This is a genomic window from Flavobacterium sp. (assembly GCF_029242675.1).
Lineage (GTDB): Bacteria > Bacteroidota > Bacteroidia > Flavobacteriales > Flavobacteriaceae > Flavobacterium.
The window spans coordinates 1-22,173 of the sequence record NZ_JAQWTM010000186.1 but is presented as its reverse complement, the minus strand read 5'-3'; the positions used below and the strand labels follow the sequence as shown (position 1 = coordinate 22,173).

Sequence of the window (22,173 nt, the reverse complement as noted above, 5' to 3'; positions counted from 1 at the left end):
CCTCTTGCTGTTGTTTTTGAACCTCCTCATCATGCTTACGGTTATCCTCAACCTCTTTCTCTCTTTCTACACGTAAAGCTTCTTTCTCTTTTCTTTTCTCCTCTCCCACTTCCTTAGAAGCTTCTTTTTTCCCTCTGTCACCTGCAAATTGACCGCACAAAACATCGTATACATCATTAGAAATTTTTGTGTTTGGATTTGACTCAATAGCAATCCCTTTATCTTTTAGATAATCCACAGCTCTTTCTAAAGAAATATTCAATTCCCTTAAAACTTTGTTTATTCTAATAATTCTCTCTTCAGACATAAAACCTTTTTATTATTACCTTTTTTGTTATTCCTCGGTTTACTTCTACATCGCTATCATTCGAATAAGAGTTAATTGCAAACCGGCATGTTTATCGTTGAAGATCTATTGACTAACTATCAAATTCCTCTTTCAATATTCTCATTACATCTAAAATCGTTTCCTCTTCTAGGTCTGTTCTTCTTACTAAATCCTCTACTTCTTGTTTCAAAATACTTTTTGCTGTATCTAAACCAATTTTAGCAAATTCTTCAATAACCCATTCTTCAATCTCATCTGAAAACTCTGTTAATTCAACATCATCTTCATCTGCAGTAGCGCCAGCTACATCACCTTCGCGAATAACATCTAATTCATAGCCCGTTAACAAACCAGCTAATCTAATATTGTGTCCTCCACGACCAATTGCCTTAGAAACTTCTTCTAATTTCAAGTACACATCAGCTCTCTTAGTCTCTTCGTTGATTTTGATTGAAGAGATTTTAGCAGGGCTTAATGCTCTTGTAATAAACAATTGTATATTACTTGTAAAATTAATTACATCGATATTTTCATTACCTAATTCACGAACAATACCGTGAATACGAGATCCTTTCATCCCAACGCAAGCTCCAACAGGATCGATCCTATCATCGTAAGTATCCACAGCAACTTTCGCTTTTTCACCAGGAATCCTTACCACGTTTTTAACCATAATCAAACCGTCGAAAACTTCTGGAATTTCTTGTTCAAACAATTTCTCTAAAAACTTCTCTGAAGTTCTAGACATGATAATTTGAGGCTTATTCCCTTTTAATTCAACACTTTCAATAATTCCACGTACGTTATCTCCTTTACGGAAAAAGTCAGATGGAATTTGTTTTTCTTTAGGCAATACAATCTCGTTTCCTTCATCATCTACCAAAATTACAACTCTTGGTCGAACATGATGCACTTCAGCTGTATATATTTCACCAATTAAATCTTTAAATTGCTTGTAAAGATTAGTATTATCGTGCTCGTGTATTTTTGAAATCAAGTTTTGACGTAAAGCTAAAATAGCTCTTCTCCCTAAATCGATTAATTTTACTTCTTCAGATACTTCTTCACCGATTTCAAAATCAGCTTCAATTTTTCTTGCTTCAGTAAGCGTTATTTCTTCGTTTTCAAAATCCAAATCCTCGTCGGCAACAATTACTCGTCTTCTCCAAATCTCCATATCCCCTTTGTCGGGGTTTATGATGATGTCAAAATTATCATCTGAACCGTATTTTTTTTTCAATGCATTTCTAAATACATCTTCTAAAATTGCCATAAGCGTTACACGATCAATAAGTTTATCATCTTTAAACTCTGAGAATGAATCGATTAATGCTAAATTTTCCATGCGAATTCTTTAATTAAAATGTTACTGTAACAATTGCTTCTTTGATATCTCCATAAGGTAATTGAAGTGTTTTTTGAACAGTTTCTTTCCCCTTGCCAATTTTTTTAGGCTCTCGCGCTTCCCACGACAAAATTACAAAATCATCGTTAGCTTCTACTAACTCTGCCTCTAAATTTTCATTAACTGTTTTCACAATCAGTGTTCTGCCCACGTTTTTTTTGTATTGACGAACCAATTTAAGTGGTGAACCCACTCCAACTGATGCTACCTCAAGAGAGAAATCTTGTTCTTCTCTATCTAAATTAGCTTCGATTGCTCTACTTACATCGATGCAATCTTGCAAGGCAACTCCTTTGTCATCATCTAAGGACACAATTACTTTAAAAGCATCTGTAATCGTAAGATCAATTAAAAAGAGAGTAGGCTTATCTACAAGCGCCTCTACTAACAACTTATTTACTTTTTCTTTGAATGTCATATTTTTATAAAAAGAGGGGACATTTAGTCCCCTCATTATATAGATTTTAATAAATAACGCTGCAAATATAGTGTTTTTTTTCATAAACAAAAAATGATTGACTGCTCCTGAAAAATTTCTTATCTTTATTAACCGTTTTTACACTAATTTTTAACTAAAAGCTCTATTATGAAAACCATCCTAGTTCCAATCGACTTTTCTACATATTCACAGAATGCGTTAAAAGTAGCTGCAAAGATAGCACAGAGAAATGGTAGCGAAATTCATTTATTACACATGCTTGAACTTCCAAGCCAAATGAATGATGCCGTTTCCAGTGGTGTACCCATTCCAGAAATCATACTGTTTATCAAAAAAGCACAAGAGAAAATTGAGCAAATATTGTCGCAAGATTTCCTAAAAGAGATAAGTACCGTTCAGCACATAAAATTCGAAAACGCTTTTAGCGGCATTCTTTCTTACATAAAAGAGAACAAAACTGATCTTATTGTCATGGGATCCCATGGGATTTCAGGTATAGATGAAGTGCTATTAGGTTCCAATACTGAAAAAGTGGTTCGTTTATCCGATGTACCTGTTTTAGTTCTGAAAAAAGAAACTACGGAATTCAAAGGAGAACACTTTGTCTTCGCTTCTGATTTCTCGGAGGAGGTTAAAAAGCCATTTCAAAAAATGCTTAATTTTACTCAAATTTTTAATGCTAAATTATCATTAGTGATGATTTGCACCCCTAACAGTTTTAAAACCACAGCGCTATCTGAGCAAATTATAAATGACTTTGTATCTGATTTTACTATCGATAACTATACGATTACCATTTACAATGATACCAATATCGAAAAGGGAATAATTAATTTCTCTAGAAAAGTGGGAGCGGATTTAATAGGACTTAGTACTCACGGACGAACTGGATTAGCTCATTTTTTCACAGGAAGCATTAGTGAGGTCTTGGTTAACCATAGCATTAGACCCATCATTACATTCAAAATTTAGAATCAGAACAATACCTTGATTTTATGGCATAAAAAAAGCCTCTCAAAAAATGAGAGGCTTTCTGTTGGTCTACAAGGACTCGAACCTTGAAAGACTGCACCAAAAACAGTTGTGTTACCATTACACCATAGACCATCAGTGCTGTTAAGCGAGTGCAAATTTATAATAAATATTAGTTTGCGCAAATTTTTTCTGCATTTTATTTCAAAAAAAATGAAAAAAAAAGAGAACAATCTACATTTAACAATCAAAAATACTTAAAACCAATACATTAAGAAAAACGATTTGTTTTGCAGAAAATTTTGTTAATGCACCTAACCTTATAAAAAAAAACATTTTCTTTGTGTCATTAAATAAAACTAAATTTTTCTACATGAATAAAGCAACATTCAGTTTCAATAAATGGAATACGATTTTAGGTTGGGTTACCTTTACTATAGCATTACTCACTTATACACTGACCGTAGAACCTACAATGAGCTTTTGGGATTGTGGTGAATATATTGCTACTGCTGCAAAACTAGAAGTAGGTCATCCACCAGGGGCTCCTTTATTTCAAATGATTGGTGCCTTTTTCGCTATGTTTGCTTCAGATAGCCAGCATATCGCTCTAATGGTCAACATGACTTCCGTATTCTCAAGCGCCTTTACAATTTTGTTTTTATTTTGGTCTTCTTCAATAATTTTAAAAAAATTAGTAAAGAACGATTCCGAAAGCAACGTATATAATGATATTGCCATCTTAGGTAGTTCATTTGTAGGAGCTCTTGCCTACACCTTCTCCGACAGTTTTTGGTTCAACGCTGTCGAAGCCGAAGTTTACGCTATGGCATCCTTATTAATTTCCCTACTGTTTTGGCTTGGATTAAAATGGGAACAAGAAATGAACACACCAAGAGGTGATAGATGGTTATTGATTATTTCTTTAGTTATCGGACTTTCTTTTGGAGTGCACTTCATGGCTTTATTAACCATTCCTGCTATTGGGTTTTTATACTATTTTAAAAACTATAAAGTTGTGTCGGTAAAAAACTTCATCATTGCCAATGTTGTTGTTGTATCAGTATTGCTTTTTATATTTAAGTTACTACTTCCTCTTACGATGGCTTTCTTTGCCAAAACTGAAATATTTACCGTAAATAGTTTAGGAATGCCTTTCAATTCCGGAACCATTCTAGTTGGAATTCTATTTTGCGTTGGTTTTTATTTTGGATTGAAATACACTAGAGAAAAAGGACATGTATTTTATAACACCATCATTCTTTGCATCCTATTTATTCTAATTGGATTCTCTACGTGGATGATGCTACCTGTACGTGCTAATGCCAATACCGTAATTAATGAAAACAAACCTTCTGATGCTACCGAAGTTTTAGCGTATTACAACAGAGAGCAATATGGTGTAAATCCTTTGTTCTATGGCTCACAATACACAGAGACCTTTGCAGGACTTGACGAGAAAACACCTTATTTAGACAAAGCTCCAAATTATGAAAGAGATTACACAACAGGAAAATATGTAATCACAAATAATTACAAGAACGCAGAACAAAATAGTGATGACGCTCAAAAAACCATTCTACCTAGAATGTGGAGTACGGATCACATTGAAAATTATATCAATTTTACCAACCCTCCTAAGTTTAAAATTAACCCTGATTATCCTTACGAGGATGACTTGGCAAAATATGGCATCGACGTTAGTAAGATCAGCGAAGAAGACTACAACAAAGCAATTGCTCAGCTTAAAAATGAAGTCGAGAAAACAGTTGTTGAGTTCAGACAAGCATACGCCCAAAAGCAGATTGACGATAGTGGTTATGTAAAATTCCTTAAAAGCTATGGCGATTATTTAATTATCGAAAAACCAACAACCGTAGACAATTTAAGCTTTATGGTTGAATATCAATTTGGTTACATGTACTGGAGGTATTTAATGTGGAACTTTGTAGGTCGTCAAAACGACAACCAAGGACGCTACGGTACTCAGGATGGTAACTGGTTGAGTGGAGTTAAATTTATTGACGAGATTCATTTAGGTTCACAAGACAATTTACCGGCAGATGTTTTAAATAATAAAGGCCGAAATGTATATTACTTCCTACCATTTCTATTGGGATTAATAGGATTAATGTTCCATGCTTCGAAAAACAAAAAAAGCTTTTATGTCCTGTTGGCCTTATTTCTATTTACCGGATTTGCGTTAAAAATTTACTTGAACGAAAGACCATTTGAACCTCGTGAACGCGATTATGCACTGGTAGGCTCTTTTTATGTTTTTGCAATTTGGATTGGCTTCGGGGTATATTCCCTCTATGAGAGCATACAAAAATATTTAGCGCCAAAAATAGCAGCTCCATTAATCATCACTGCAAGTTTACTAGCGGCTCCAGTTTTAATGGCATCGCAAAACTGGGATGATCATGATCGTTCTGGAAAATACACAGCACTAGCAATGGCGAAAGCTTACTTGTATTCTTGTGATCCAAATGCTATACTGTTTACCATTGGAGACAATGATACTTTCCCGCTTTGGTATGCGCAGGAGATAGAAAACATTAGAACAGATATCAAAATTGTAAATACTAGCTTATTTATGACCGATTGGTATATTGATCAAATGAAAACGAAAACCTATGAATCAGCTCCTTTACCAATTTCATTTACACATGATCAGTACGTAGGAGACAAGTTAGACTATGTTGTACATATTCCGAAGATTGATAGTCGATGGGACATTAAAGATTTAATGAGTTTTATCAAAAACCCAAAATCAACCGTTGAAATGCAAAACGGACAAACTATTCATTTCTTCCCTACAAACAAGGTTAGAATTCCAGTAGACAAAAATACCATAATTAAAAACAGAGTGGTTGCTCCCAAATACTATGATTCTATCGTACCTTATATCGATATTGACATCAAAGGAAAAGCATTGTATAAAAACAGACTGATGATGCTTGATATTGTGGCTAACAACAACTGGAAAAGGCCTATTTATTTTAGTGGTGGTGCTTTTGATCCTGAAGATTATTTATGGATGAAAGATTATCTACAACTAGATGGTTTGGTCTATAAGTTAGTACCGGTTGGAAATCCTGCTTCTGAGGATGGAAATCCACTAGACATGGGACAAATAGATGCTGACAAAATGTATGCAAACATCATGAAATGGGATTGGGGTAATAGCGACGGTGACATTTACCATGATCCTGAAACACGCAGAGAGAGCATCACCTATCGAACAAACCTTGCTCGATTGATGAACCAATTAATTAAAGAAGGTAAAAAAGATAAAGCTAAAACTATCATAGAACTCGCTTTAACAAAAATGCCTTTAGACAAATTTGAGTATTACTCTTTAGTTGATCCTTTTGCAGATGGATACTATAAAATTGGCGAGAAGAAAAACGCCCAAGATCTATTGAATAAACTGGTGTCTAAATACAAAGACAACTTGAACTATTACAGTAAAATACCAGCTGACGAACAATCTATATTAGGCGTTGAAATCATCACTGATATCGAGCGCTACAGAGGCTTACTAGAAGTAATGAAAGACAATAACGATCTTCCGTTTTACGAAAAAAACAGAAGCGTTTTTAACACTTACGTTCAAATGTTTGATCGTTTTGGTCGTGATAAGGAATAAATTGAATTTCTAATTGAACATCTACTTAATGCAGCAGTTTTAAAACTGCTGCATTTTTTTTACTTTTATATTAAAAAAACAGCAGCATGAAAGCGTATTGGGTTAAAACGAATTGGCTTATAAAAAAACTATTTTCGGGCTATGTTTGGGCTATTCCTAATTCCGAGAGGAGAATTTACCTGACTTTTGATGATGGACCTACACCTGAAATAACAGAATGGGTACTTGATCAACTCAAAAAGTATAATGCCTGCGCTACATTTTTTTGCATTGGTAAAAACATCCAAGAACAACCTGCTATCTTTAATCGAATACTTGCTGAAGGACATCAGGTAGGGAACCACACTTACAATCATTTGAGTGGATGGAAGACCAATACAAATAAGTATGTTGAAAATTTTGTTGCGTGTCAAGATAGCATGTCTACATGTACAACAGTAAAAAATCACCCTACTTTATTTAGACCGCCTTACGGCAAAATTAAACACAGTCAAGCCAAGCTCCTTAGAGCAGAAGGGTATAAAATAATAATGTGGGATGTTTTAAGCGCCGATTTTGATCTTACTATAACTCCTGAAGACTGCTTAACTAATGTTATAAGCAATGTAGAACCGGGAAGCATCATTGTATTTCACGATAGTGCTAAAGCGGCTACTAACCTAAAATACGCCTTGCCTAAAACGTTAGAATTTCTTCAGAAAAACAACTATCAATACGGTAAAATACTGTAAAATACAGGTTATAATTGTTCCTGAACGATCGTTATAATCGAATTAGCATCTAACTCACCCGATTGCCTCCAAATCATTTGTCCTTCTTTATAAATCATCAAAGTAGGCAATCCTTTAATTCGCAAAGCATCTGCTAGTTCTTTATTTTTGTCTACATCAATCCTAATGACTTTAGCTTTGTCACCAAGAGCTGCCGCTACATCTCTGATAACAGGATGCATAGCAACAGATGATTCATTCCAGTCTGTGTAAAAGTCTATTAACACAGGCACTTGTGCGCTTATAAGTTCTCCAAATTTTGACATAAACCAAAAATTTAATATTTAAATCTACTTTTGAGTAGGTATTAATCTACAAATGTAGCATTTTTCACGAATTATGCTACATTATCCCCTTTTTTTAGCTCAATCACTGTTATTTCAGGCATTATTCCTACTCTTCCAGGGTAAGCATGAAAGCCAAATCCTCTATTTACATACACATATCTTCCTAGATGTTCATAAAGTCCAGCCCACTGCGCATATACATACTGCGCTAAACTCCACTTGAAATAGCCCGGAATTTCAATTCCAAATTGCATACCGTGTGTATGACCAGACAATGTAAGATGAAACTTTTTTGTATGGTTTTTAATTTCATATTCCCAATGACTTGGGTCGTGACTCATCAAAATTTTAAATTCTTCCTTATCAAGCCCTTCGGTGGCTTTATTAATATCTCCTGCCTTTTTAAAATTATGTCCCCAATTTTCGACCCCTACTAAAGCGATGCGATCATTGCCTTTAGTAATAAAGCGATGTTCGTTTAGCAGAAGTTGAAAATCAATTTGACTATATAGTTTTTTAATTGCTTGAAAATTCTCCTCTTTTTCTAGCTCAGTAGGCCAAGTAACGTATTCACCATAATCATGATTCCCCAAAACCGAATATTTGCCATACGGATGTTCCTTGATTTTATTAAAAGTTTCAATCCATGGTAGCATTTCCTTAGCATGCGTATTTACAATATCTCCCGTAAACAATATCATATCGGAGTTTTGCTCATTTACTAAATCGATGGCATAACTTATTTTCTCTGGATTATCAAAACTCCCACTATGCACGTCAGATATTTGAGTAATTGTAAAACCATCAAAGGCCTCTGGTAAATCTGGAAAAAAAATGCGCTGCTTGATTACCTTATAATTGTATTTGCCAACTGTTACACCATATATCAATGAAAGTAATGGTATAGCGGCTAATCCAAGTCCTATTTGACTAACAAATTTCCTTCTGGAATTTAAAAAACCTTCCTCTTCAGTATCTCTAAAATAGTTTACTGCACCCGAACTTATTCTAAATACATCTTCTCCTAACATGGTTAACATCAAAACAATTTTAGGAACGTACACCAATAGCAACAATCCCATCGTAAGCATTGTTTGATGTGTTTGTCCAACCGAGCTATCGAATTTTGTAAAAGAGTAAAGTATAAATAAAAATACGACAGCACTAAGCAGCTGATAGGTAAGCAATCCCCATTTGAATTTCAAAACTGTTTTTATCGCCTGAAAGGCATAAAATTCAATAAGCAAAAGAAAAAGTGCTAGAAATAATATTCTAAAAATCATTATTAATATATTTTGCGACAAAATAACAAATTAACAAAACATCATAGACTGTCTTTCTAATAATTTAACAAAACTATACAATACGTTAACTGTAAGTAAAAAAAGAGATTGCCTCTTGGGGGGAAGACAATCTCTTTTTTCAACAAAACCAAACCAATAGTTTTCTTTTAAAAAACACTTATAGCAAGCATTCTATTTTAATTCACAATCATGTTAAGGGACACTGTCAACACATTTCCCAAACCACTAAATCGCTGCACCCAAACTTCTACGTAATCATTAGGAGCTAATTCTACAATCGTTTGAAAAGGAACCGCAAGCACATCAGAGGTACTATTAGAGCTCACATAAACCTTAGATTGGTTGACTACCGCTCCGTTTTTGTACAGATAAAAAATATAGATAGTAGAATTTGCTGTTGCTTGAAAGGAAGAAGCTCCACTAATTTTTACATACCTCTTCTTATTTCCTAAATATTGCAATCTATTGTCTTGGCCGCCTCGCGAAAATCTAAAAAGATTATTTGAAACTGTAGCACCGGCTAATTTCACCGCGGTACCCGTGGTTAGAACCGTTGCAGCACCAGTCCCCACTCCAAAATCACTATTTGCATCTCCTACAGCTGAAGCATCATCCTCTCTAGGAATTCCTGGTGCACTTACCGTCCAGCGGTTGTTAAAATTGTATCCAGTATAACTTCCAACTGTATATCCATTTACATATTTGCCTGTTGTTAAAGCCCCATTAAAAACAACGTCTCGCATTACTGCATCGTTATTAATAGTTGGATTAGCTGATACATCAAATCCAATTTTATCACCGACAACCTCACTAAATCCTCCAATTTTTTGAATTAAATCAAAAGTTCCTTCGATTTTTTCATAAGTCCCAGAATTACTTCCAAGCCAACCCATGTTATTTAGTAATAGCTTACCAACACTTTTAAAAACAATACCCTTGGTGTTTGCAGCATATTGAATGATGCTCATAAAAACTAAGGAAAAATTCTCTAAATTACCAACTTCTGCGGAACCTGCAACAGTAGCATCTCTAAATATAAAATTTTGACCTGCTCCTGCAACGATATTAAAGACTTTACCTGCTGAAGCTATCAATGTTACCACTCTAATTGACCCGCCAGTTGTTCCAATAAATAAGTCACCTGTGGCTTTAACTAATTTATCATCAGAGGTATCTAAACCAACAATATAAGCATTATTTATTTCTATTGGTAAATCAACATTGATAGTACCATTAATCTCGTATAATGTTTGAGAATCTAAAAGATATCTAGTGTTTCCTCCTGCTGTTTTTTCAGCAGCTAAAACCGTTGCCAAAACATCTGTCGATTTAATTCTTTTGAATTTTATACGATCTCCTGAACCGCCAGCTATAGTATTCCATCCTGCTGAATTTGAATTGTAATACGATAATACTTTTAAGGTCGTGTCATAAACCATTAATCCATCTGCTGGAGATACAATAGCCAATCTTTGAGTTGTAGTCATTCTTGGAGCTAACAGTCCTTGCGTAGTGGAAGAAACATCCAAAACAGAACTTGCATCAGGTGTTACTGTTCCAATTCCTACTTGAGCAGACAAAGTCAGTGAAAGTAACATCATGAAAATGAGAGTCAAAACTGGAAACGCATTGTTTAAAAGAGTAGTTTTTTTCATGATCTTGTAATTTAGTATGATTACTATTGTTTGTGTTTATCAAATTTCCTTTTGACTAGACAAACATATCAATTAATTCGACTAAGTGCAAATATTATCGATTAAAAGCGTATATTTTTAACATTTATGCTTCGTTTATTTATTTTAATACAGATACTACTTACAATTTAAAAGGATTCGCTTTTAAATATAAAACGGCTTTTTTAAAAAATTTATAAAACACTCAATTTCAATCCAATCCGGTAAACAAAACAGAAATGCCAAAACTTTACTTTTAAATCTTTTAAGTTTTGTACTTTTGAAAACAATAGAAATACAGTCTTATGTCAAAACAAAAACGTCTTTTCCTACTAGATGCCTATGCTTTAATTTTTAGAGGATACTATGCTTTTATAAAAAATCCACGTATAAACTCTAAAGGCATGGACACTTCAGCCATTATGGGTTTCATGAACTCCTTGATGGACGTAATTAAAAGAGAGAAACCTGATCATTTGGCCGTTGCCTTCGACAAAGGCGGTAGTGACTTACGAAACGATATTTTTCCGGCTTACAAAGCAAATCGCGATGCAACGCCAGAAGCCATCAAAATTGCAGTACCTTATATACAGGAATTATTGCGCGCCATGCACATTCCTATTATAGAGGTAAAAGGCTATGAAGCCGATGATTTAATAGGAACCATTGCTAAGCAAGCCGAAAAAGAGAACTATAAAGTGTATATGGTAACTCCGGATAAGGATTTTGCGCAACTTGTTTCAGAGAACATTTTTATGTACAAGCCTGCCCGTATGGGAAATGGTATCGAAATTTGGGGAATTCCTGAAGTTCTTGAAAAATTCGAAATCGAAAGGCCTGAGCAAGTAATTGATTACCTAGGTATGATGGGTGATGCCGCCGATAATATTCCTGGCTTACCGGGTGTAGGTGAAAAAACAGCTAAAAAATTCTTAGCTGAATACGGCTCGATGGAAAACCTACTTGCGAATACACACGAACTTAAAGGTGCCATAAAAACTAAAATTGAAGCCAACAAAGAACTCGGACTTTTATCCAAAAGGCTAGCTACCATTTTATTGGACTGCCCAGTAACTTTTGACGAAAAAGATTATGAATTATCAACTCCCGATGTAGAGAAAACCGATGCCTTATTTAATGAATTGGAGTTCCGAAGAATGGCCGAGCAGTTTGACGCTATTTTCAAGAAAGGAACTGCTGACGGAAGTACAACTACAGTTGACGATTCGAAACTATATAAAAAACCACAACCCAAAAACGAAGAGCAGTTTGACCTTTTTGCTAGTGCGACCCAGGATAATGCATCTCCTGCCAGTCACCAACACTATTACAACACTTTAGAAAACACTCCCCACTCCTACCAAATCATTCAAGGGGATCTGGGTATAAAATTGCTGTTGCAAAATTTACTCAAGCAACCATCTGTTTGTTTTGATACTGAAACCACGGGACTGGACGCCTTGCATGCCGAGCTGGTTGGGATTTCCTTTTCATTCGAAAAAGGAAAAGCATTTTACGTTCCCTTTCCAGAAAATCAAGATGAAGCGCAAAAGTTAGCGAACGCATTCCTTCCGTTTTTCGAAAATGAAGCCATTGAAAAAGTAGGTCAAAACATTAAATACGATTTGAAAATACTTTCTAATTACGGAATTACCGTAAAAGGCAAATTATTTGATACCATGATTGCACATTATTTGATCAATCCTGACATGCGCCACAACATGGATATTCTGGCAGAGACCTATTTAAAATATTCGCCGCAATCAATTGAAGCACTCATTGGCAAAAAAGGAAAGAATCAAAAGTCGATGCGTGATGTGCCTTTGGAAGAAGTAAAAGAATATGCTGCCGAAGATGCTGATGTTACGTTTCAACTAAAGGAATTATTTGAGGTTGAATTAGAAAAAACACAGACTAATAAATTATTCGAAGACATTGAGATTCCGCTTGTACCAGTATTAGCTGCTATGGAAACCGAAGGAATCAACCTAGATGTTGCTTTCTTGAAAAGCATGTCGAGCGAGATGCAGAAAGAAATTGACACTTTTGAACAAAAAATATATGAAACTGCCGGTGAGAAATTCAACTTGGCCTCACCAAAGCAATTAGGTGATATCCTTTTTGATAAGCTAAAAATTGGCGGAGCAAAGCAAAAGAAAACCAAAACCGGTCAGTACGCAACAGGCGAGGAAGTGTTAAGCTATTTAGCCAACGATAACGAAATTGTTCGTGACATTTTAGAATGGCGCCAAATGGTGAAACTACAAAGTACTTATATTGATGCACTACCCAATCAAGTGGATCTAAAATCAGGAAGAGTTCACACGGATTACATGCAAACGGTGGCCGCAACAGGTCGTTTGAGTTCGAATAATCCTAACTTACAAAATATTCCGGTTCGTACCGAAAGAGGTCGTTTGATCAGAAAAGCATTTGTAGCACGTGATGAAAACTACACATTGGTTTCTGCCGATTATTCTCAGATAGAATTGCGTGTCATTGCTGCATTAAGTGGCGAAGAAAATATGATAGCTGCTTTCAAGAACAACGAAGACATTCACAAATCGACTGCAGCCAAAGTATTTAATGTAGCTCTAGAGGATGTTACGAAAGAGCAACGTAGCCATGCCAAAACGGTTAACTTTGGAATTATCTATGGTGTATCTGCTTTTGGACTATCAAATCAAACCAATCTTTCTCGTTCCGAAAGTGCTGATTTGATCGAAGCCTATTATCAATCGTATCCACAGTTGAAAGCATACATTAGCAGTCAAGTCGAGTTTGCGAGAGATAATGGTTATGTACAAACGGTTTTAGGACGACGCCGTTATTTAAAAGACATCAATTCTCAAAACGCTATTGTTCGCGGTGGTGCGGAGCGTAATGCCGTAAATGCACCTATACAAGGAAGCGCAGCGGATATTATCAAAATAGCAATGATCAATATTCACAATAAATTAATAAACGAAAACTGGAAATCAAAAATGCTGCTTCAGGTTCATGATGAACTCGTTTTTGATGTTCATAATAGTGAATTAGAAAAAATCCAACCAATGATCAAGCACGAAATGGAAAATGCTTTTCAGCTTGATGTTCCTTTAGTGGTTGATCTAGGAATGGGGAAAAACTGGTTAGAAGCGCATTAGACGTTCAAAATTAAGCAATTAAATCAGGATTGTCAAAATTTGAAATTTTGACAATCCTGATTTAACAATTCAACATCTATAAAGTTTTTCCAGATTATAGTTTATGATTGTTAGCAAAAATGATCCTTTTGTAATTTCAGTATATTCAAACATATTTTACCGATGCTATCCCCTTTTCATTTCCCATCATTTCTAAAATATACCTAGAATCGATATTCCATTTTTAAAAGAACGTATCTTGGTTGCAATTTATATTCTGATTTTGAAATGCTTATATCACTTATACTATAGTTTCTAAAGGTTTTCGTATTTAAGATATTATTCCCAGAGAGAGAGAATGTCAGTTTATTCTCTTTAACGACATAACGGGCATACAAATCCATAAAATAATATTTATTATTTCCCTTATCTAAATTTCCAAAATAGTAGCGCTCGGTTTGAATTTGAACAGTAAACTTTTTAGTAAAAGTAAAACTTAAATCCGTAAACGTAATATTATCTGTAAACGAATTGGTTCTTAAGGTCTTAATCTCGTTATAATTCCATTTAGAGCCAATTTGGTAATTAAAAAAACCATTAAAGCCCGAACGTACTTCAAAGCCGAAATTTACATTATTATTTTTGACTTCTCGCAAATCAGAATTATTAACTATATTTTTATAATTCGATTTAGAACCACCAAAAGTCAATTTTAGATTAGACGAAATGGGTTTTAAAAATCGGTCTAAATTTGATGATAAACTTAGGTACTCTCTGTCCTTAATGACAATTTTTTCAGACTGAGAATAATTCGGTGTAACTAACGTATTACTACTAAAAAAATCGTGGTTTTTACTGTACAAAATAAAAGTGTTTGCAAAAAACTTAGCTCCCCAACTTCCGTAAGTATAGTTAAGCACTGCAGTTGAAGCTGCTAATTGGTTAAAAGTACCAGCGCCTTTTTCAAACGAACGAAAACCAGTATGAATATAATTACTAGTAACATCCAAAAGTGTTGCATTTGAAGTGTTTAAGGAATAGGAAGTTTGTATTTTATTCTTTTTGTTAATATCCCATTCAAATCCTAATTTTGGATTGACAAAAAAAGGACTTTGAGTTTGTACGCTGTCAAAGCTTTCAAGTTTATTGAAAACCTGATGAAAATCTAATTGTGTTAGCAATCCGAATTTTTTGAACTTGAAACGGTATTTTGAGTTCAAGTATAGATCATTGGTCATATATATAATTTGGTTTTGATAATTCAAAGGAACATCGACTACGGCAACACCATCTTTGAGTTGGAAAAGGCTTATTAAACCATCTTTTCTAATTTGATTTCCAAATTGAATTTCCAATAAACCTCCATTTTTTTTCCTGTCTAATAAATGACCTTCAAAACCGGCAAACTGCATTTTGTTTTCACTAAATTGCCCCACATTATCGGCGTTTTTGGAAAACAAATCCTGATATAAATATTGGTTTAAACTATAGTTTTGGGATGTAATCTCGTTAATGTACCTTGCCGAAAGAATAAAAACTTTTGTCTCTTGGAATTTATTGGTAAAAACTAATTTTTGATCAATCAATTGATTATTACTTTTTAAATTTTCATTCAGAAAATCGCGGTTAAATAATAAGTCACTTATGCTGTGTTCGTTCGATTTGTTGACTTTACTTGTGAATTCCAAAGTTTTATTTTTAGAAATATCATAGGTCAAATCTATTTTTCCAAAACCAGTGATCTTGGTTTTATGAACCTGAAAATCCTCTACATTTTCAAAAAGAATATTTCCAACAGAGAAAGATTGTGAACTAGTTCTAAAAAAATCATTCGCATCAGAATTGAAAAAACCCAACGTTTTCATTTTTACTTTTGAAGAAAGTGTAAAAATACTATTCAACGAGAGCATTTCAGCATTGTTAAAATTGACTCTTTTTTGTTGAAGATTTGGAGTCTGGGAATTTAACCCTTGTATGGAACTAGCACTTTGACCATCCCCAAGTCCAAGTTGATCACCGGCACTATAACTATAAATTAAATCGTTGATATCGCCAGTGGCATCTTCCCCTATATTGTTGAGATTTGTCAGGAAATAATATTTAATTTTCTTTCCAAAATTCATTAAGTTGCTTCGTACTTCATATCTATTTTCGGTTACTGCACCATATCCCAATTGCACATTTCCGAACCACTGACGTTTGGAATCATCTTTCAGTCTTAAATTAAGTGCTACCTTATCGCTATTTTCAATACCTTTAAGATGTTTATTATTAGAATAATGTTGATACAACTCTATTTTATCAATGGGGTTTGCTGGCATGTTTTTAGTGAGAAGCTTGTATCCTTTTTCAAAAAAATCATCACCATCAATCATTATTTTTTCAATTTCTTGGTTACCAACTTTAATAACACCCTCATTTGATACAGTAATGCCTGGGATTTTCTTGAGCAAATCCTCTACTACTTGCTCGTTACCCTGAGCAAAAGATTTGGCATCAAAAACTATAGTGTCTTTCTTAACTATTAAAGGTCTATCTGCCTGTATGATAACTTCGTTGAGCTCCTCAGGCTTATAGATTAAAACTGCATTTTCTACTATATTTACTTGCTCTTTACTCAGTTCAACTTGAATTGTTTTCGTTTCATAGTTCAATGCAGAAAAAATTAAATTGTACTTTCCAAGCTTGTCTATTATAAACTCATAGTTTCCTTTTTCGTCACTAAAACAATAAGCAATTACAGAATCATCAATAGTTGATTGAAGTGTCACATTAACGGATGTTAAGGTTTGCTTGAAATTATTATTTACAGTTCCAACTATTTTAGTTTGACAAAAACCGAACTGAGACGCGATTAACATTATAAAGAATACGAATATTTTCAAGAGAGTTTACTTTTTAAAAATTTCTAATTCTTTAACCTTATTCAACTCTTGGCTTTCTGCTCTAAATGGTTTAGAGTTCTTCGGTAATTTCGAGTTTAAATATGTAATCATATCTTTATGACGTTTTGACCATTTTACTTGATAATCGAAAAATGAAATCTTTTTTTCTTTTAATAATTTGTCTATTTTAGGAGTAATATCTTTTTCCGTTTTTAATAATGCTATTTTTGTAGCTTGTACTTTGTACACACCATCTTTATCATAAGCCTCTAAAATTAAACCTTTCAGATTATTTAATTTCCAAGGCCCACACTGCACAGGTATTTTATCTGTAAACCAAGCAGTATAATCACGACCTCTAAAGCTGCAAATAGCTTTTTGGCATTTATAAGAGCCTATTTTTTTAAATTCCTCCTTTATTGTCCAACTAATCTTTTCGAATATGTCGTTTACAGCATAAATATCTGTAGCGATATGTTTTTTAAAAATTATTTTTTTCGCCTTAAAATCCGTAAATGTATAGACAGGAACGTCTTCATTAAAATATATTGAACTTTTTTTGTTCCCCTCGGAGTCCATCCCGAAATCCTTACCTTTATTAAGAACTATTACTTCTTCATAAAATGAAAAATAAGAATTGAAATAAAGTTTATAATCCGTAGTCTCATTACCTGAACCATAATTAACAGTCTCCTGATATGATACCTCACCGATGTAGGAATACTGTGAATAACTACTAACCGTCATTAAAATAGAAATAAGTAATGTTTGAATTTTTGTCATTGATTTTGAATTAGTGGTAGTTAATGATATAGGGGTATTTACCCCCATATCATTGCTAAATAAATGTTATTCTATTGGCTTCAAAACTCCGGAGTCTGTAACATTACAGTTTCCATGTGTCCATTCACTCCAATACCAAACACCATCTACTCTAATTCCGTCTCTCCATTTACAAGGCACGGTCTGTACTTCGTCTGCCGTTTTAACGGGGCTAGAAAATGTAGTGAATGAAGATAAACTTATAAATCCTACGGCAATTAAGCCAAATAATAAATTTTTCATTATTTAAGTTTTTTTGATTAAAATAATAAGTTCCACTTGCAGACTTTCTGCCATTGTTAGGACGAAAACTTAAGGAACATATTTTTAGTTTATCTGTTTCGCCCCATCAACTTACTAATTGTTAAAATATCCTTGCAAGGTTAGCTTTTTATATTCGCGACAATTTTAAAACTAATATTCTTCAATTATGAAATTGATTAACAAACTAACTTTTATCGTTCTTTTGCATTTCAAATTTAACATGAAAAAAAAAAGATTTACCTTACAATTAAACTATTTTAACAAAAATTTAACAAGTTAAAGACTAAGCAGGTTCTAGGTACTGATTAGAGATAAAATTTCTTTCGATATCTACCAAATCGAATTAGAAAAAATCCAACCGATGATCAAGCACGAAATGAAAAATGCTTTTCAGCTTGATGTTCCTTTAGTGGTTGATCTAGGAATGGGGAAAAACTGGTTGGAAGCGCATTAATAAAATATCTCGTTTTAAATATAAAATCCATATGATTGCTACAATTAGATGGATGTTTTCATTTGCAATAACACCTAAAAACTAAAAGACCAATTAACTAAAAAATATCGTGGCACCAAATTGCTTCTAAAAATGGTAGTGGAGAAATCATTGGTTTGAATTTGTTGAAAATTCTTTTCGTTAGCAATGTTTGTCATCTTGAAACTAGCACGCCATTTATTTTTTTTAGCCACATATTCTAAACTACTATCAAGAAACAAGAAATTAGTGCTTCTGTTGGACAAATCTGGCACATAATAATCGGCTGCAAAGACATAATTCCACCTTTTAAAGGGTTTGACAATAATCCTAAACTCGTCTTGCATTGCACTATTCGTAAATGTTTGTGGTAATCCCTGACTTTTGGAATTAGAATACCTCCAACTGTACTCGTTTTCAAAATTAATAGGTAAATCAAATGCAGTTTTCCACAAGAATTGCGTTTGAAAAAACCGGCTGCTATTAGCTCGTAATTCAGAATCATTGACGATGTTGCTGTAGGTAGACGAAGTAAAATTGGACTTTAGTTTAAGAGTCGATTCAAGAAAAGAAATATATTTAGCTACCATAAAATCAGCTCCAAACTGTTTATTTCCCTGCGGAAGAAAGAAATATTCTACCTGAGTAGCATTTTGAGTTATGTTTGAATTAGAAAAAAAACTCCCTTTATTAAAACTATAATTAAGTCCTGCATTAAGTTCAAATTGGTTAAAAAGATCATTAATATTGTAGTTCAAGCCCAAGTTTTGACTTTTTTGTAAGTTTAACGAGGGGCGATTACTAGTACTAGATCGGTTATTGATTAGAATTTGATTTGTAAAAAAGAACTGCTCTCCGGTACTATTTTGTGAATAACTAGCATTGGCACTCAAAGAGGCACTATTCGAAAATCGATACAGCGCATAGAGCCTAGGCTCAACTATAAAATTCTCTTGAACAATTTTTTCGTTCTCAATACGATTATCTACATATTGGGACTGATATGCCAAACTGTAGGAAGGAGATAAGCTAAATTTTCCTCTCCTAAAAGTATACTCTCCTTTTTGGTAAATTGATTTTTTAGTGTAGTCAAAATTATTTTCACTGATAAAAGCAGAAATAGTACCACCATTGTCCTGATTATACAAGTTTGATCTAAATGGATTAGAATCCAGTAGCGCACCAATTTTAAAATTATATTTATTTTTATTTACAGCTCCAAGTAATTTCGCACTCACTTCTAGATAATTTTTCTTAAAAGCGCTTTCTTGAATATCATTCCTAGCAGCACCATCAAATAAGGAAGGACTGATGGATAATTGCTGTGGCAGGTTGTCAGACGAATGAAAAAGATTAATTTGTACCACTTTCTTGTCCGAAATTTTTTTAGTCCATAATAAATTTTGTCTGTACAGTAGGTCTCTAGAATCTAAAAATGAGGAATACTGATCCGTATTATTTTGAAGTATTTGCGTAGGCGTTCCTATACGTTCCTCCTTAATTCTAAAATTATATTCCAGTAAGGAAGTTTTTGACATGGTGTACTTCAGCTCTACATCGGCTCGATACTGCTCTGGTTTTTTGGTAATCAACGTATTATCGCTGGTGCTGAAATTTTGATTATTAATTTGATATTGGCTTTCAAAATAATTGTTAGCGATTATTTTATCTTGTAAATAATACAAATTAGTTTTTACGCTCCATTTGTCTCCTATTTTAAAAATGCTACTGTAATTTCCAAACAGCTGATTGTTTACATTGGTGCGCGTTGTACCTAAAACATTCGAAAATTGACTTTCAGATATTATTTTTTTACCGCTAACATTGCTTTCCTTCAAATCCTCAACATTTAGGTTAAATCCAACATAATCAAATGGTGAACTATTGACTCCAATATTGTTGTAATTTAAAGTCCCAAACGATTTAAACTTTTTGGTAATACCTAAAACCGTCACATTATCTTGATGAACTGCCTTTCCTCCATCAAATAAACCGCCACCGTAACTTAAATCGCCCGAAAAATTGACCTTCCCTTTTTTAAGTTTTAAATTCAACGATACTTTACCCTCTTGCTCTATGCCTTTTAACAAAGGATTTTCGCTGTAATTATCAACGGCTTGCACTTGGTCAACCATGTCAACATTGATGTTCTTTGTTCCCAAGGTGTAATTAGACCCGAATAAATTGTCGTCTTCAAGAGTAACCGTCTCAACAGCTGTACCTTTGTATTTTATTTGGCCTGATTTACTATCGACCTCAATACCAGGAAGCTTTTTTATAATTTCCTCAATTTTACGCTCAGTTCCATTGCTGTAAGCGGCTACGTTGTACTTTACCGTGTCCTCTACAACTTCAAATGGTTTTTTCTTAGCTATAATGACCACTTCTTTAAGTACGATATTTTTATCTTTTTCTAAAACTACATTAAAAACGTATGATTTTGAAGGGATCGGCTTTTCTACTGCAATACTTTGAGTGATGTATCCATTTGCTTTAACCTCTATAACTAAGGTTTGATACTCTTTTTTTAACGAAAGCGAAAATGTGCCATTGCGGCTCATATTGAATTCCTTGATCAAATTTAAATTAGATGCTTCTTTAAATAATAAGGTCGCATTGGCTATTTTTTGGTTGTTGTTATCTGTAATCGTACCGCTAATATTTTGCGAATAGAAATTGGAGAAAACAAATAATATGGCGCAGGAAAAAATAAATTTCATAAACTTTTAGAAATAGTAGGCATTAATTATTTGCTTTTCTTGCGTTTTCTAACTGTCTGTCTGCTGTATAATCGTTATCATCTTCTTCAATATACCGCTCTATTCCTGTTCTACTAGTAATCATGGAGCCAGCTAATCCCTCCTTCGTGTTAAATTTACTGGCTGCGATGGCTTTTTCTTTGTATAAAGCTTTAAACTCAGACCATGAAAGGGATTTATCTAACTGAAATGGATTTTCGGGTATTGGAAAATCAGACGATACGTTTTTAATACGTATGCCAACTGCCTCCCAACTCACATAGTCATCTACTGCTTTTACTGCTAAAATCAACCCCGGTAAATCGCCAAATTTCCATGGACCGCCATTTAGCAGTTGCGACGTAAACCAAGCTTCATAGTACCTTCCTCTAAAAGCTGTAACAGCTAACTGGCAATTATAACCTAAAATAGTCTTGGTGTCCTCTTTAATCTCCCAATCAAAGATATTTAAGGAATCCTTTTGCACAAAAAAGCGCAAAATGATGTGATCCTTAACGAACATTTCGTTGGTGTCATAATTTTTAAAAACAGTAGTAAGGTTTTTGCCTTTCGGCTTCCAAAGGATTACTTGATCATTTTGAGGCTCCTCCTTTTGAATAAAATCAGTAACCTTAACATCATAGATAGCAACTTTATAATCTGGCAAAACCATTAAATTGTAATCATCTTTGTAGGTTACTTGTTTTGTAGGATTTCCTCGAACCACATAATTGTATTGTACATCAATTTTGGTTATGGAATCCTGCTGAGCCCAGCCTGTTGCTAAAAAAAAGAAAAAAATACAGTTGGTAAAAAAGTTTTTCATAATTATATAAAATAAGATACATCAAGAAACATCCGCAGGTCTTTAAACTTGTGCTACTATGTAATTAGACTATTATGAAGCTGCAATTGCTTCGATTATGCAATACACTACTAAATAATTGCTCAGTATATTACTAAATTCAAATGTAACAAAAAAAAAGATTTACCTTACAATAGACCTCATTTTAACAATAATTTAAAGAAACCTAAAC

14 protein-coding genes, 1 tRNA gene and 1 pseudogene are annotated in these 22,173 nt (G+C 33.8%); 4 read left to right on the top strand and 12 right to left on the bottom strand.

Annotated features, from left to right (window positions below; genetic code table 11):
* The 3 genes and pseudogenes from P8M54_RS07220 to rimP form a co-directional block, all read right to left on the bottom strand.
* Window positions 1–307: pseudogene (locus P8M54_RS07220) on the bottom strand (translation initiation factor IF-2); the annotation flags it as partial.
* Window positions 308–419: 112 nt separating this feature from the next.
* Window positions 420–1,673, bottom strand: a complete 1,254-nt coding sequence (gene nusA, locus P8M54_RS07215; RefSeq protein ID WP_300286703.1) for a transcription termination factor NusA — start codon at window positions 1,671–1,673, stop codon at window positions 420–422.
* 13 nt (window positions 1,674–1,686) lie between these two features.
* Complete coding sequence (rimP, locus tag P8M54_RS07210; RefSeq protein ID WP_300286701.1) at window positions 1,687–2,151, bottom strand: ribosome assembly cofactor RimP; 465 nt, start codon at window positions 2,149–2,151, stop codon at window positions 1,687–1,689.
* 168 nt (window positions 2,152–2,319) lie between these two features.
* On the opposite strand from rimP, the gene P8M54_RS07205 reads away from it, so the two are divergent.
* Complete coding sequence (locus tag P8M54_RS07205) at window positions 2,320–3,144, top strand: universal stress protein (protein WP_300286699.1); 825 nt, start codon at window positions 2,320–2,322, stop codon at window positions 3,142–3,144.
* Window positions 3,145–3,208: 64 nt separating this feature from the next.
* Here P8M54_RS07205 and P8M54_RS07200 read toward each other — a convergent pair.
* Window positions 3,209–3,279: transfer RNA gene (locus tag P8M54_RS07200), tRNA-Gln, on the bottom strand.
* Between the two features lie 238 nt (window positions 3,280–3,517).
* Here P8M54_RS07200 and P8M54_RS07195 point away from each other — a divergent pair.
* Window positions 3,518–6,796, top strand: a complete 3,279-nt coding sequence (locus P8M54_RS07195; protein WP_300286697.1) for a DUF2723 domain-containing protein — start codon at window positions 3,518–3,520, stop codon at window positions 6,794–6,796.
* 86 nt (window positions 6,797–6,882) lie between these two features.
* A complete protein-coding gene (locus tag P8M54_RS07190; RefSeq protein ID WP_300286694.1) occupies window positions 6,883–7,527 on the top strand; it encodes a polysaccharide deacetylase family protein in 645 nt (214 codons plus the stop codon).
* A gap of 8 nt (window positions 7,528–7,535) precedes the next feature.
* Here the strand turns inward: P8M54_RS07190 and P8M54_RS07185 are convergent, their stop codons facing one another.
* The 3 genes from P8M54_RS07185 to P8M54_RS07175 all read right to left on the bottom strand — a co-directional run bounded on the left by P8M54_RS07185 (window position 7,536) and on the right by P8M54_RS07175 (window position 10,812).
* The gene (locus P8M54_RS07185) at window positions 7,536–7,832 is read right to left on the bottom strand and encodes a thioredoxin family protein (protein WP_300286692.1); all 297 of its coding nucleotides are present in this window, start codon (window positions 7,830–7,832) and stop codon (window positions 7,536–7,538) included.
* 71 nt (window positions 7,833–7,903) lie between these two features.
* Complete coding sequence (locus tag P8M54_RS07180) at window positions 7,904–9,136, bottom strand: metallophosphoesterase (RefSeq protein ID WP_300286690.1); 1,233 nt, start codon at window positions 9,134–9,136, stop codon at window positions 7,904–7,906.
* A gap of 197 nt (window positions 9,137–9,333) precedes the next feature.
* The gene (locus tag P8M54_RS07175) at window positions 9,334–10,812 is read right to left on the bottom strand and encodes a hypothetical protein (protein ID WP_300286688.1); all 1,479 of its coding nucleotides are present in this window, start codon (window positions 10,810–10,812) and stop codon (window positions 9,334–9,336) included.
* Window positions 10,813–11,135: 323 nt separating this feature from the next.
* Between P8M54_RS07175 and polA the strand changes: the two genes are divergently transcribed.
* Entirely contained in the window at window positions 11,136–13,976 is a 2,841-nt protein-coding gene (gene polA, locus P8M54_RS07170) for a DNA polymerase I (protein WP_300286686.1), read from the top strand.
* Between the two features lie 203 nt (window positions 13,977–14,179).
* Here the strand turns inward: polA and P8M54_RS07165 are convergent, their stop codons facing one another.
* From P8M54_RS07165 to P8M54_RS07145, 5 genes are all read right to left on the bottom strand, one after another.
* Complete coding sequence (locus P8M54_RS07165; RefSeq protein WP_300286684.1) at window positions 14,180–16,840, bottom strand: carboxypeptidase-like regulatory domain-containing protein; 2,661 nt, start codon at window positions 16,838–16,840, stop codon at window positions 14,180–14,182.
* 6 nt (window positions 16,841–16,846) lie between these two features.
* The gene (locus P8M54_RS07160) at window positions 16,847–17,623 is read right to left on the bottom strand and encodes a GLPGLI family protein (RefSeq protein ID WP_300286682.1); all 777 of its coding nucleotides are present in this window, start codon (window positions 17,621–17,623) and stop codon (window positions 16,847–16,849) included.
* Window positions 17,624–17,689: 66 nt separating this feature from the next.
* On the bottom strand, window positions 17,690–17,905 hold the full coding sequence (locus P8M54_RS07155; protein ID WP_300286680.1) for a hypothetical protein: 216 nt from the start codon (window positions 17,903–17,905) through the stop codon (window positions 17,690–17,692).
* 549 nt (window positions 17,906–18,454) lie between these two features.
* Window positions 18,455–21,118 carry a hypothetical protein gene (locus P8M54_RS07150; RefSeq protein WP_300286678.1) on the bottom strand — a complete coding sequence of 888 codons (2,664 nt, stop codon included), beginning with the start codon at window positions 21,116–21,118 and terminating at the stop codon, window positions 18,455–18,457.
* 22 nt (window positions 21,119–21,140) lie between these two features.
* Window positions 21,141–21,962: a GLPGLI family protein gene (locus P8M54_RS07145; RefSeq protein ID WP_300286676.1), complete on the bottom strand. Its 822-nt coding sequence runs from the start codon at window positions 21,960–21,962 to the stop codon at window positions 21,141–21,143.
* Window positions 21,963–22,173 lie beyond the last annotated feature (211 nt).